This is a genomic window from Algoriphagus ornithinivorans, assembly GCF_900115305.1.
Classification (GTDB): Bacteria; Bacteroidota; Bacteroidia; order Cytophagales; family Cyclobacteriaceae; genus Algoriphagus; species Algoriphagus ornithinivorans.
This window is the reverse complement of record NZ_FOVW01000005.1, coordinates 91962-104539: the sequence shown is the minus strand read 5'-3', so window position 1 is coordinate 104539 and position 12578 is coordinate 91962. Positions and strand designations below refer to the sequence as shown.

Sequence of the window (12578 nt, the reverse complement as noted above, 5' to 3'; positions counted from 1 at the left end):
TTAAATTTGCGCAAATTTATCCGTTATGACAACTGTATTAATAACACTGGGCTTCGTGGCATTATTCTTCGTTTTGATGTCTGTAAGGCTCATTTTCCTGAAAAACGGAGAATTTAAAGGCACTTGTGCCTCTCAAAACCCCTATCTGAACAAGGATGGAGAAACCTGTTCTTATTGCGGAAAAACCGTAGACGCCAACAGCAGCTGCGGTAATCCTGACAATGAAGTGGATAAAGTTCTCGCTAAATTCAAATAAATTATTGCCCCTGCCAACGCAGGGCTTTTTTAAGTTGTACTAAACCAATTTCTGTACGTGTCATTAATTAAATCAATCTCTGGTATCAGAGGTACTATCGGAGGAAAAGCAGGAGAGGGTCTTACTCCCATTGATGTGGTCAAGTTTACTTCAGCCTATGGTGCTTGGGTTTTGGAAAAAACCGGAAATGCCAAGGTAGTAATTGGCCGAGATGCAAGACTTTCTGGAGATATGATTTCCAGATTGGTATCTGCAACCTTACAAGGATTGGGAATCCATGTCATAGATCTGGGCTTGAGCACAACTCCCACAGTAGAGTTTGCTGTTCCTTTGGAAAAAGCAGGTGGAGGTATTATCCTGACAGCAAGTCATAATCCAATTCAATGGAATGCTCTTAAACTGTTGAATTCAAAAGGAGAATTTATCTCAGATGCAGAAGGGAAAGATATCCTTGAAAAAGCAGAAAATGAGGATTTTTCATTTGCTGAAGTCAAGAAGTTAGGAGCTTACACCCAAATCGACGATTACATCGATCGACATATCCAGCATGTTTTGGACTTGGAATTAGTGGATGTGGAGGCAATTAAAGCCAGAAATTTCAAAATTGTGGTGGATGCAGTTAATTCCACTGGAGGTATAGCTGTGCCTAAGTTGCTTAGAGCACTGGGAGTTGAGACAATAGAAGAAATGTTTTGTAATCCAGACGGCCATTTCCCACATAATCCAGAACCTTTGCCGGAAAACCTTCGGGATATTTCTCAAAAATTGGAAAAGGGAAGTTTTGATTTGGGAATTGTAGTTGATCCAGATGTGGACAGACTTGCTTTCATCAATGAGGATGGATCGCCATTTGGAGAAGAATATACCTTAGTGGCAATAGCTGATTACGTGCTTTCCAAAACCCCTGGGAATACCGTTTCTAATCTTTCTTCTACCCGTGCGTTGCGAGATGTGACTGAAAAAAGAGGAGGAAGTTATACTGCTGCTGCCGTAGGAGAAGTCAATGTGGTAAATCAGATGAAAGAGTCTGAAGCAGTCATTGGTGGAGAGGGAAATGGAGGAATTATTTATCCAACCTCTCACTATGGAAGAGATGCTTTAGTAGGTATAGGTTTGTTCCTAACTCACTTGGCCAATTTCGGAAAAACAATTTCCAGATTAAGAGCATCTTACCCGAATTATTATATTTCGAAAAATAAGATTGAGCTGACTCCTGAGATCGATGTGGATAGAATCCTAGTGGAGATTAAGGATAAGTACAAAAAGCAGCCGATCAATGATATAGATGGAGTAAAAATCGAGTTTGATAAAGAATGGGTTCACTTGAGAAAATCCAATACGGAGCCTATCATTAGAATCTACTCTGAATCGGACTCTGAGGCTACTGCTGAGCATTTAGCCAAGAAAATTATGCAAGATATTAAAGAGGTAGTAAGTGCTTCTTTGATTTGATAATACCCACCCAACCCTGAAGAGATGAAGGTTTATTTCGACAATGCCGCCACCACAGCAATGGACGATCGTGTGATCGAAGCCATGCTTCCTTTTATGAAAAACCATTACGGAAACCCCTCCTCGGTTCATAGCCATGGAAGGGAAGTTCGTTCCGCAATTGAGAAATCAAGAAAGAAGGTAGCGGAATTGCTAAATACTTCACCAGCAGAAATATTCTTTACTTCAGGGGGTACCGAGGCGGACAATACGGCTTTGGTTTGTGGCATCGAAACTCATGGGATCAAGCATGCGATCACCTCTCCTGTAGAGCATCATGCGGTACTTCATACTTTGGAAGTTTGTGAGCAAAAAGGACATATTCAACTCAGCAAATTGGATGTCAATGAGCGAGGTGAGGTTGATTTGGATCAGTTGGAAGCCTTGCTCAAAGCCAATCCAAATAGTCTAATTTCATTGATGCATGCCAATAATGAAATTGGTAATTTGAATGATTTGAATAAAATTGGCTCTTTGGCGAGAGAGTACGGTGCCTTTTTCCATTCTGATACTGTACAGACTATGGGTCATTATGTACATGATTTGAAGAGTCTGCCAATCGATGCCTTAGTAGCTGGCGGGCATAAATTTCATGGACCTAAAGGCTCTGGATTTTTATATGTAAGAAAGGATAAGAAAATTCATCCTTTTATTCATGGAGGAGCTCAGGAGCGGAACATGAGAGGGGGAACTGAAAATGTCATTGGAATCATTGGGATCGCAAAGGCGCTTGAAATTGCTTATGAGGATATGGCAGGGCACGAGGCTCATATCAAAGCGCTGAAGAAGCATTTTATAGAAAAACTAAACGCAGAAATTCCGGGAGTAGAATTCAATGGAATGTCTGCTGATTTGGAAAATTCCTTGTATACAGTTTTGAATGTAAGTCTTCCTCCTTCAGAGGCAAATGCGGGGATGTTGTTGTTCAATTTGGATCTGGAAGGAATCTCTGCTTCGGGAGGTTCTGCTTGCAGTTCTGGAGCAACTGTTGGATCCCACGTGCTAAGAGCTTTGAATCATAATCCGGAAAGAGATTCTGTGAGATTTTCTTTCAGCAGATTTAATACGATAGAAGAGGTTGATTATACAATCGGGAAGCTAAAAGAGCTATACGCTGTGGAAGTATAAAAGAAAAGGAGCTGAAAGGCTCCTTTTTTATGCTTTACATTTCCCGCAGATCTACGCTGATTGTTTTCGCAGATTTTCGCAGATCCAAAGGCTTCGAATAACCCTTAATTCTATTTTAAATCAGCGTTAATCTGCGAATTTTTCTGTGTGAATCTGCGGGAGAGATGAAATTGAAAACTTTTTACACTCTTTAGATTTTTGATATCGGGTTAATTGGAAATGGAAGGAGGGTATCAAAGGATAAATTAGATTAAAGTTTTATTTCCCGCAGATCTACGCTGATTGTTTTCGCAGATCCAAAGGCTTCGAATGATCCTTAATTCTTCTTTAAATCAGCGTTAATCTGCGAATTTTTCTGTGTGAATCTGCGGGAAAAAAAGAATTAAAAATTATTTACTTTTCTGTGAATCTCTTTATCGATTTGAAGTGTATTGAAATTAACCAATAAGCCCACTTTTATACCTGAGAGTCTCAAGTAAGTAAGGATTTGTTTATGGTGAACCTCATGAAGGTTTTCCAGGGATTTTATTTCTACAATTACTTTTTTTTCGACTAGTAAATCAATACGGTATCCAACTTCCAGCTTGAGTTCTTCATATACCATCGGAAGCCCCACTTGATGCTCCACGTTTAATCCAGACTTCACCAACTCATATCCCAAAGCAGCCTCATAGCTGGATTCAAGTAGACCCGGTCCCAGAGTATTGTAAACCTTAAAAATCGCACCCCTGACGATAAAAGTTATCTCATTTTCATGCATAAGATTAAAAATTAGCTAATTAAAAAACTAATTCCTTTTGGCTTGCCTTGGAATAGAACCCAAAGCTGTTTAACCTGAAAAAAAGGTATTTATTTCATGTTGATAGATTTTCAGCTTTCAGAATTAATATTTCAGGCTTTACATCTTCGGTCCCGGATATCCGATCGCATAGGGAGTCCAAATTTCATAGATTGGATTGCCGGTGGAGCTAAGTCCGCTGTGATGCCACTCTCCGTCGATCACTTCATAATCGAAACTTAAGCTTGCTCCAACTCTGGAGTCATCTCTTGAAAAAAACGTAATATTTTCAATGTATTTCCCGTCTTTGGCTGTATATGTACCGCCTCCAGAACCAGAGAATTCCTTTGTTTCTGAATTAAATGCGACCCACTGAAATCTGCCGCCAGAGAGTATTTTGATGGTTCTTCTCGCTCCAGGAGTATTTCTGGAGATTTCTTCTCCTCTTTTTCTTCCTGTAATTACCCAGTTTCCGGTGAGATCATCTTCTGCATCAGACACTCTTTCCCAGATTTCAACCAGCATATTGCCGTTGATTTCTGAACTGATCACAATTTTACCGTCTACCCAGTCCAGTTTATACTTATTGACTGTTCCCACTTGAAATGGATCTAGCGTAAAGAAATCCAAAACTTCTATATAACTACCTCCATTCAATTCGAAAGGACCTCCTCCTGCTCCAATGAAATGATTATCTGAAATCTTTTTTGCACCAAAGGCGAAGTAATCGTCCTGATAAATTTTAATGTATTCCACATCTTCAACAGGCTGACCATTTTGATGGGTCATTTTCCAAGCTCCTTCAATTGATTGAGCATAGCCCGTTCCGAAAAGCATAAGCAGAGGTAATAGGAGAAACTTTTTCATAGGGTTTATAATTTTAGCCAAACTGTTTAGAGCTGTATTCAAACTTAAAAACATACGTTGTGCTTCTAAATTTGATTAGTTCTTTCACTGAAATTCCAAAACAATTCAATAAAAACCAATCTTTACTTTTTGATTGGTAAAATGGAGTCGTTTTATGCATAAACATTTTCTATGAAGGAATTTACAGTTGGGAACTCTCAAGATCAGGTGATTTCACTTTTTCCGGAGCGAGTCATTAAAAGGGTTGCTTTGGGAGAAAAAATTCTTGGTGTTATGCGCGTAGGAATGGAGTTTTATGCATTTGAAAACTCTTGTCCTCATAGAGGAGCCTCCCTGCTTCAGGCGAATATTAATGGTCAGGGTGAGATTATCTGCCCCTTACACCAGTACAGATTCGATTTGAAAACTGGGCAGGTAAAAGCAGGATACTGCCGAGATTTGGAAGTGTTCCCTGCAATATTGACTGAAGATGGCTTGAAAATTACAGTTCCAGACTCCTAATAACGGAAAGAGGCTTTAAGTCCACCGTAATAATTTCTTGTGGGAGCGGGCTGGTAGAATCTTCCCCCAAATGGATTGAGGTCATTTCCCAAAGAGTAACTTTCATTCAAAAGATTATCTACCCCGGCATACAATTCAATCACGGTTCTTTTTCCCAAATTTTGAATAATTCCCAACCTTGTATTGACCAAGTTGTAGGCATCTTGGTAAACGGTATTAGCGTCATTGAGTGGAATTTCGTCAGTAAACTGATGGGTAAAATTCAAGTAAAAACCTCCTGCAAACCGAAAATCCAATTTACTAACCAGGTTATTTGGTGCAACTCCAGTCAGGTCATTTCCTGAAAAGTCATTTCCTCTTTGCTCATAATCTTTGAATTGAAAATAATGTCCTGTGAAGGCTGTTCCTGCTTTAAAGTTTCTAAAAAAGCCCACTGCTTGCTGAATAAATACATAATCGATAGCAGCTTCAATTCCTTTTTGGTCAGTCGAGCCGGAATTTCTGAAGAGAACTACTCCCTGTGCATTTGTGAATGTGGTGATAGTTTCATTCAGGTTGAAATAAAAGGCTGTCACATCTACATTCAGGCGACTTTTCCCCAATCTGTAACCCAACTCATAATTGACTCCTCTTTCAGCCTCCAAATCTAAATTCAAGCTGCCTTCATTAGTCCTTACCTCGTCTATAGTTGGAGGAGAAAATCCACTACTGATACTACCAAAAATTGAGGAATAGGGATTGATGGAATAGTTAGCTGCTAATCTGGGAATCAAAATAGGATCAAAAGTCCGGGTTTGTAGGCCCGTTGGTCCGCCAGAAGCATTGATTTGTCTGTCTATTTCAAAAGAGGAAAAATTTTGGCTAAGACCAAGAGTCAGCAAGATTTTTTCTGTAGGCTCCCACTCGGCTTGCTGGAACAGAAAGCCTTGGGTGGCTTTCAGTTTGTCTGCAAAGCGCACTGTATCAGCTAGGCCATTTCTGTTTCCAAAATTCTGGGCATCTGTCAAAGCTGTTTGATATTCTCCACCAGCTATTATTCTGAATGGCTTTCCAGCCAAGTTCCAGTCAAAGGTAAATCTCGTTCTACCTCCGTATCCGAAGCCTAATTCCTTTTTATAATCCAGAATAAAAGGATTTTCAAAATCGTTAGTAGTGAGATAAAGTGTAGTATTATTCTGGGCCTTTTCAGAAAATCTATATAAATGTCCCAATGAGGCAAATACTGACTTCTGAGCAATAGAGCTATTTTGGTTGACAGACCCAGGTCTTGCTTGTCTAGGGTCCTCGGCTAGTTGCTGTGCATTTAATGCCCCGGGGATTTGATAATCCAAATCAGAAACCAATAATTGAGTTCTTAGCTCCTGCTTTTGGGAAACAGGCATAAATCCTCCCAGCTGAAAGACGGTTCGGTCCATAGCAGAGTGCTCTCTATACCCATCTAGTTTTTGCTTCACCAAGGAAGCTTCAAAGCCTCCCTTTCCCACTTGTTGGGAAATCGCAATCCTGCTTCTATTTAATCCAAAAGATCCTCCGCCATATTCTGCTGAAACCAATCCTCCTTTGGGATCAGCTGCACTTTTAAGGTTGATTACGCCACCGTTTCCCGCACCGTAAATACTACCAGAAGGACCTTTGATCACTTCTGCAGTTCGGATATTACTGAGGTCTAACAAATTCAAAGCAGTAGTTCCATCAGGTGCCGTGAAAGGAACTTCATTCCAGTAAATTTTAACATTCCGAACACCAAAAGGAGCTCTGAGAGAACTTCCCCGAATCGACACCCTGTATGAAGCAGGCGCACGTTCTTCAATTCGGATTCCCGGTTTGGTATTAAAGGAATTGACAATGGAGGTCTCATTAAATCGGCTAAAGTCCTGTTCCCCTATCAAACTGATTGCTGCTGACTGTTTCAAAAGAGGTCTTTCTGTTTCAAAAGCCGTAACAGTAAAATCCGATAAAGAATAGGAAAGGGATTTGAGACGCAGGGTATAAGATCCAGGCTGAAAATTCCCCTGAATAGTTTCATAGCCTTCTAAAAAAAACAGAGCAGTAATTGGTTCAGAGCCGGGAATATCGACTTTTCCGTCTTTATCAGAAAAAAAGCTCTTATCGTTTACTCTAATGAGTACGTTTTCTAAGGGTTTCTGAGTATCTGCATCCTGAACAGTAAATTGAGTTTGGGCTATTGAGAAACTGGCGCTAAGAGCGATAAGTAGGGTGAAAAGAATTTTCATATTCGAAAATACAAGTATTAAGACAGATTGGTTCAGGGTTTTGTATAAACTCCACTGAGAATAAGCCAAGTAATCAGATTTTGTTTTTCAATGCTCTCAAAAATCTTCGGCTTTTTCGGTTCTTCGGAATTTGCAATTCCGAAGTCCTATCGTAGGATTTTCAATCCGAAAGATTTAATTTTTGTCATGGCTTTTTCATATCAAATTCTGGATCAGGGTGCAGTTCATTTTGTAACTTTTACTGTGCATCAATGGGTTGATGTTTTTACCCGTGATATCTATAGAGAAAAAATCACAGAGAGTTTAAGGTATTGTCAAATTCATAAAGGATTAGAAGTTTTTAGCTGGGTTTTGATGACAAATCATTGCCACCTTATTTTAAGAGCCAAAGAAGAAAATCTAAGTGATATCATAAGGGATTTTAAAAAGTTTACTGCCAAAAGTCTTTTTTCTCTAATCAAAGAAAATCCCCTTGAAAGCAGGCGGGAATGGCTCAGCAAAATGCTTAGTATAGAGAATAGAATTTGGTTTTGGGAGGAAGGATATCATGGAGAGGAAATTTATTCTAGAGAATTTTTTGCTCAAAAATCAAATTATATCCATTTAAACCCTGTAAGAGCTGGGTTTGTAGAAAAAGAGGAGGAATACCTTTGGAGTAGTGCCGCTGATTTTTATGGTATTAGAAAAGGTAAGCTAGAATTAGAGGTGTTTGGATAGAAAAAAAGCGGATTACAAATCCTACAAAACTGCCTCGGAATTGCAAATTCCGAGGAACATGGTGAAGTCCTATCGTAGGATTTTTAATTCCAAAGGCTGAAATTTTCAAAATTTAGGGAATACTCTAGTTCCTTTCCTTTTCTTTAAAAAATATGTAGTATTCCATATTAAATAGCCTTTATGAGAAATCTACTTCCTATTGCTTTCTTGCTGATTTTTAGCTTTTGCCAGCAAAAAGTAACTCCTCCCAAACCAGTCTATCCTATCCCCCATGAACGGCAAATCGTCTGGCAAGAAATGGGGTATTATGGATTTATTCATTTTAATATGAATACTTTTTCGGACAGGGAATGGGGATTTGGGGATGAGTCTCCTGAGCAGTTTAATCCTACAGACTTAGACGCCCGACAATGGGCAAGAATAGCAAAAAAGGCAGGGATGAAGGGCCTTATTATTACGGCTAAACATCACGATGGATTTTGCCTTTGGCCATCCGCTTACACAGAGCATTCAGTAAAAAATAGCCCTTGGCGAGAAGGGAAAGGAGATTTGATTCAGGAATTTGTGGATGCCTGCCGGGAATATGGTTTGGAAGTAGGGATTTATTATTCCCCTTGGGATAGAAATCACCCAGATTATGGAAAACCCGAGTACATCACCTATATGCGCAATCAACTCACCGAATTATTGAGCAATTATGGGGATATTTTTGAGGTTTGGTTTGATGGTGCTAATGGTGGGGATGGTTGGTATGGAGGCGCCAATGAAACCCGGAAGGTAGATAAATTGACCTATTATGACTGGGATAATACTCATGAATTGGTTAGAAAACTACAACCCAATGCGGTGCTTTTTAGTGATGCCGGTCCTGATATTCGATGGGTTGGAAATGAGCATGGCTTTGCTTACGAAACTACTTGGTCAAATCTCTACCGTGATTCGGTATATGCAGGGATGCCGGAATATTCCGAAAAATGGGCAGCTGGACAAGAAAATGGAACGCACTGGGTTCCTGCAGAATCAGATGTCAGCATTCGTCCGGGTTGGTACTATCATGCCTATGAGGATCATAAGGTCAAAACCTTGCCGGAACTGATGGAGATTTATTACAAAAGTATTGGCCGGAATTCCTCCCTATTAATCAATTTTCCGGTAGATAGAAGGGGTTTAATACACGAAAATGACGAGGAGGCAATTTTACGATTTGCTGAAAAAATCAGGGAAGATTTTAAACGAAACTTGGCATTGGGGGCAAGCGTCACTGGAAGTGCAGAGAGAGGGGATGGCTTCGAAGCTAGTTTGGCTGCTGATGGAGATTACAGCACCTATTGGACTGTTCCGGACGGGCAGATTCAGGCGACCTTAGAGTTGGAGTTTAGTGATGCAACTACCTTCAATCGTCTCCTGATTCAGGAATTTACGCCCTTGGGACAGCGCGTAAAATCTTTTGTTTTGGAAAAGGAAGTGAATGGAGTTTGGGAAATTATAGCAGATGGAACTACAGTGGGCTATAAGCGCATACTTCGTTTTGAAGATCAAACAGCTGAGAAAATCCGAGTGCGATTTACTGATGGAAAAGATATCCCGGTGATATCCGAAGTTAAGATTTACCACGCCCCTAAATTGCTGGAAGCTCCCAAAATCCAAAGGGAAAAGTCAGGAATGGTCACCCTGATTTCACCAGATCAAGGACTCGAGATATTGTATTCTGTAGATGGCTCGGAACCGAATACTATCTATAACCAACCTTTTCTGGTAGAAAATGCAAGTACTCTAAAAGTTCGATCTTATGATCCGGCAACAGAAGAATCAAGCGAGGTGTTGACAGAAAATCTAGGGCCCTCGAAAGCTTTGTGGCAGGCGGAGCAATTAGAGGGAATTGATGAAAATGCTTCAACATTTGTGACCTTGGATCAAAATGTATTCAGCGTAGATTTGGGAGAGGTGAAAGCAATTAAAGGCTTCAGTTATTTGCCAATGCAGGCCAGATATCCCAGCGGACATATCACCAACTTTTCTTTTTCAATCAGTGCCGATGGGAAAAATTGGAAAGAAGTCAGCTCGGGAGAATTTTCCAATGTCGTCAATAGTCCGGTTGAACAGCTCAAAAGATTCAATCCAGTGAACGCCAGGTATATTCAACTTAAAGCCTTGAAAACGGCAGATGGTAAGACTGCGACTCTTGCAGAGTTGGGCATTTTAACCCGCTGATCAAAAAGGAATTCCAGAACCTAATCTTATCTGGGATATTGGATGAAAATTCCCTACTTTCTGCTTCGATTTGCATAAAACCCAAAATTTAAACCTATGAATAGACGTCATGCTTTGCGGCATATTGCACTGATTTCAGGCGGGCTGGCTTTGATCCCATCCTGTGATTTCAGTAGTGACGATATCTTGGCCGCCTATCAAAAATTAAAAGTGAAGAGTTCTGAGAAAGAACTTCTAGGTGCCATTTCCAATACCATAATTCCGGCAGGTGAAATCAAAGGAGCGCTTGAATTGGCTGTTCCGGATTTCATTTTAGTCATGGTCAATGATTGTATGGAGGAAGAGTCTCAGTCCAGATTTATGAAAGGATTAAGAGCGTTTCCTGAATTTGCAGGAAAGGGTTTTGATCAACTTTCTCCCAAAGAAAAAGAAGCCAAGGTCAAAGAAGGCTTGATGCTAGAGGGCGACGACACCGAGGAAGGAAAAGTGAAACAGGATATTCAGTATTTTCTCAATACAACCAAGCGCCTGACCATACAAGGGTACATGGCATCCGAATACATTCAAACAGAAATCATCCCTTATTCTCTGATTCCTGGAGAGTATAACGGAGCCGTGCTAATTTCTGATCTTCAAAAACCAAGAATTAATGGCTAATCTGAATATAAAAAGCAAGCAAGAAAGAACCTATCAAGCCATTGTAATTGGATCGGGTATCAGTGGAGGCTGGGCTGCCAAGGAACTATGTGATTTGGGCGTAAAGACTTTGATGCTGGAGCGTGGTAGAAATGTGGAGCATATCAAGGATTACCCCACTACCAACATGCTTCCATATGAATTTGAGCATAGAGGGCAGGTTCCTGAGGATATCAAAAAAGAAAATCCCGTAGTCAGCAGATGTTATGCTTTCCGGGAAGACGCCATGCATTTTTTCGTGAAGGACACGGAGCACCCTTATGTACAGGAAAAGCCTTTTGATTGGATTCGTGGCTATCAGGTCGGAGGGAAATCATTGCTTTGGGCTAGGCAAGTGCAGCGTTGGTCAGATTTTGATTTTGAAGGTCCGGCAAGAGATGGATTCGCTGTGGACTGGCCAATTCGCTACAAGGATATTGCACCATGGTATAGCCATGTGGAAAAGTTTGCCGGAGTCTCTGGAAATAAAGATGGCTTGGATGTGTTGCCGGACGGGGAGTTTTTGCCTGGCTATGAGTTGAATGTGATGGAGAAATACTTTCAAGAGCAACTCAAAAAGAATTATGGAGGCGATAGGCATATGATTTCAGCCCGTTGTGCGCATATTCATGGAAATGCAGATTTTTTTGCCCAACAGGGAAGAGCTCTGTGTCAAAACAGGAATCTCTGTCAACGAGGCTGCCCATTTGGAGGCTATTTCAGCTCCAATTCATCCACGATTCCTTGGGCTTTGAAAACAGGAAATTTGACACTGAGACCTGACGCAGTGGTTCATTCTATCATTTATGATGAAGAAAAAGGAAAGGCAAGCGGGGTTCGAATTATTGATCGACTGACCAAAGAAATGGAAGAGTTTTATGCTGATGTGATTTTCTTGAATGCCGCAGCACTGAATTCCAATTTGATCCTGATGAATTCCACTTCCAGCCGATTCCCAAATGGTTTGGGCAATGACAATGGACTCTTGGGCAAATATGTCGCTTTCCACAACTATAGAGCAGGAGTGTCTGGGGAATTCGAAGGCTTGGAGGAGTATACTACCTCGGGAGGAAGACCTACTAGTGGTTATTTCCCACGGTTTAGGAATGTTTATAAGCAAGAAACGGACTTTTTGCGGGGATATGCAGCGGGTTTTTCTTCAGGACGTGGAGTACGCCCCAATACGGAAGGACTTGGAATGGATTTGAAAAACAGTCTTCTCAATCCAGACCAATATGGCCCATGGTATGTAGGATCACACATGATGGGTGAGACCATTCCTAAAGAAAGCAACTACGTGGCTTTGGACCCGAACTTAAAGGATGAGTGGGGCATGCCTCAGTTGAAGATATCGGTAGATTATGATGACAATGATGAGAAAATGGTTAAGGATTACCTGGAGCAGATGACTGAGATGTTTGAAAAAGCAGGGGTAACTAATATCCGCACTCGGGATGACCATAGGGCTCCGGGCTTGGACATCCATGAAATGGGTGGGGTTAGAATGGGCAAAGACCCTAAAACCTCCCTTCTCAATGCCAATCATCAGCTGCATGCAGTTCCCAATGTCTATGTAACCGATGGAGCCTCTATGACTTCAACATCCACACAGAATCCATCTCTGACTTATATGGCCTTTGCGGCGAGAGCGGCGCATCACGCAGTGGCAGAAAGTAAGAAATAAGTCAGAAGGCTGAAGTGAGAAATCTAAAAATCCCAA

General features: G+C 40.9%; 11 protein-coding genes. 8 read left to right on the top strand and 3 right to left on the bottom strand.

Annotation, left to right across the window (positions count from 1 at the left end; all coding sequences use genetic code 11):
• The first annotated feature begins 25 nt into the window (after positions 1 to 25).
• From BM073_RS08685 to BM073_RS08675, 3 genes are read left to right on the top strand one after another with little or no spacing between them, the layout of a single operon-like run.
• Positions 26 to 256, top strand: a complete 231-nt coding sequence (locus BM073_RS08685) for a hypothetical protein (RefSeq protein ID WP_091653308.1) — start codon at positions 26 to 28, stop codon at positions 254 to 256.
• A 57-nt stretch (positions 257 to 313) separates the two neighbouring features.
• The gene (gene glmM / locus BM073_RS08680) at positions 314 to 1708 is read left to right on the top strand and encodes a phosphoglucosamine mutase (protein WP_091653306.1); all 1395 of its coding nucleotides are present in this window, start codon (positions 314 to 316) and stop codon (positions 1706 to 1708) included.
• Between the two features lie 24 nt (positions 1709 to 1732).
• On the top strand, positions 1733 to 2875 hold the full coding sequence (locus BM073_RS08675; protein ID WP_091653305.1) for a cysteine desulfurase family protein: 1143 nt from the start codon (positions 1733 to 1735) through the stop codon (positions 2873 to 2875).
• Positions 2876 to 3257: 382 nt separating this feature from the next.
• On the opposite strand, the gene BM073_RS08670 is transcribed toward BM073_RS08675, so the two are convergent.
• Both BM073_RS08670 and BM073_RS08665 read right to left on the bottom strand, forming a co-directional pair.
• Positions 3258 to 3635: a GxxExxY protein gene (locus BM073_RS08670; protein ID WP_091653303.1), complete on the bottom strand. Its 378-nt coding sequence runs from the start codon at positions 3633 to 3635 to the stop codon at positions 3258 to 3260.
• 138 nt (positions 3636 to 3773) lie between these two features.
• On the bottom strand, positions 3774 to 4520 hold the full coding sequence (locus BM073_RS08665) for a hypothetical protein (RefSeq protein WP_091653738.1): 747 nt from the start codon (positions 4518 to 4520) through the stop codon (positions 3774 to 3776).
• 171 nt (positions 4521 to 4691) lie between these two features.
• Between BM073_RS08665 and BM073_RS08660 the strand changes: the two genes are divergently transcribed.
• On the top strand, positions 4692 to 5021 hold the full coding sequence (locus tag BM073_RS08660) for a Rieske (2Fe-2S) protein (RefSeq protein WP_091653301.1): 330 nt from the start codon (positions 4692 to 4694) through the stop codon (positions 5019 to 5021).
• On the opposite strand, the gene BM073_RS08655 is transcribed toward BM073_RS08660, so the two are convergent.
• Positions 5018 to 7255, bottom strand: a complete 2238-nt coding sequence (locus BM073_RS08655; protein ID WP_091653299.1) for a TonB-dependent receptor family protein — start codon at positions 7253 to 7255, stop codon at positions 5018 to 5020. The two genes, BM073_RS08660 and BM073_RS08655, sit on opposite strands and share 4 nt — an antisense overlap.
• Positions 7256 to 7345: 90 nt before the next feature.
• Here BM073_RS08655 and BM073_RS08650 point away from each other — a divergent pair, with 90 nt between their 5' ends.
• The 4 genes from BM073_RS08650 (at position 7346) to BM073_RS08635 (ending at position 12542) form a co-directional block, all read left to right on the top strand.
• Positions 7346 to 7972, top strand: a complete 627-nt coding sequence (locus BM073_RS08650) for an REP-associated tyrosine transposase (protein WP_245756391.1) — start codon at positions 7346 to 7348, stop codon at positions 7970 to 7972.
• Positions 7973 to 8152: 180 nt separating this feature from the next.
• Positions 8153 to 10183, top strand: coding sequence for an alpha-L-fucosidase (locus BM073_RS08645; protein WP_091653297.1), 2031 nt, complete (start codon positions 8153 to 8155; stop codon positions 10181 to 10183).
• A 96-nt stretch (positions 10184 to 10279) separates the two neighbouring features.
• Entirely contained in the window at positions 10280 to 10840 is a 561-nt protein-coding gene (locus BM073_RS08640) for a gluconate 2-dehydrogenase subunit 3 family protein (protein WP_091653295.1), read from the top strand.
• Positions 10833 to 12542 (top strand): GMC oxidoreductase, encoded by a 1710-nt coding sequence (locus BM073_RS08635; RefSeq protein WP_091653294.1) that lies wholly within the window; start codon positions 10833 to 10835, stop codon positions 12540 to 12542. Before BM073_RS08640 ends, BM073_RS08635 begins: the two co-directional genes overlap by 8 nt.
• Positions 12543 to 12578: the final 36 nt, after the last annotated feature.

What these genes read in the sequence shown, in the direction of transcription:
- BM073_RS08685 (WP_091653308.1), top strand. Translation starts at nt 26, where the DNA reads ATGACAACTGTATTAATAACACTGGGCTTCGTGGCATTATTCTTCGTT.
- BM073_RS08675 (WP_091653305.1), top strand. Translation starts at nt 1,733, where the DNA reads ATGAAGGTTTATTTCGACAATGCCGCCACCACAGCAATGGACGATCGT.
- BM073_RS08670 (WP_091653303.1), bottom strand. Translation starts at nt 3,635, where the DNA reads ATGCATGAAAATGAGATAACTTTTATCGTCAGGGGTGCGATTTTTAAG.
- BM073_RS08665 (WP_091653738.1), bottom strand. Translation starts at nt 4,520, where the DNA reads ATGAAAAAGTTTCTCCTATTACCTCTGCTTATGCTTTTCGGAACGGGC.
- BM073_RS08660 (WP_091653301.1), top strand. Translation starts at nt 4,692, where the DNA reads ATGAAGGAATTTACAGTTGGGAACTCTCAAGATCAGGTGATTTCACTT.
- BM073_RS08655 (WP_091653299.1), bottom strand. Translation starts at nt 7,255, where the DNA reads ATGAAAATTCTTTTCACCCTACTTATCGCTCTTAGCGCCAGTTTCTCA.
- BM073_RS08650 (WP_245756391.1), top strand. Translation starts at nt 7,346, where the DNA reads ATGCTCTCAAAAATCTTCGGCTTTTTCGGTTCTTCGGAATTTGCAATT.
- BM073_RS08645 (WP_091653297.1), top strand. Translation starts at nt 8,153, where the DNA reads ATGAGAAATCTACTTCCTATTGCTTTCTTGCTGATTTTTAGCTTTTGC.
- BM073_RS08640 (WP_091653295.1), top strand. Translation starts at nt 10,280, where the DNA reads ATGAATAGACGTCATGCTTTGCGGCATATTGCACTGATTTCAGGCGGG.
- BM073_RS08635 (WP_091653294.1), top strand. Translation starts at nt 10,833, where the DNA reads ATGGCTAATCTGAATATAAAAAGCAAGCAAGAAAGAACCTATCAAGCC.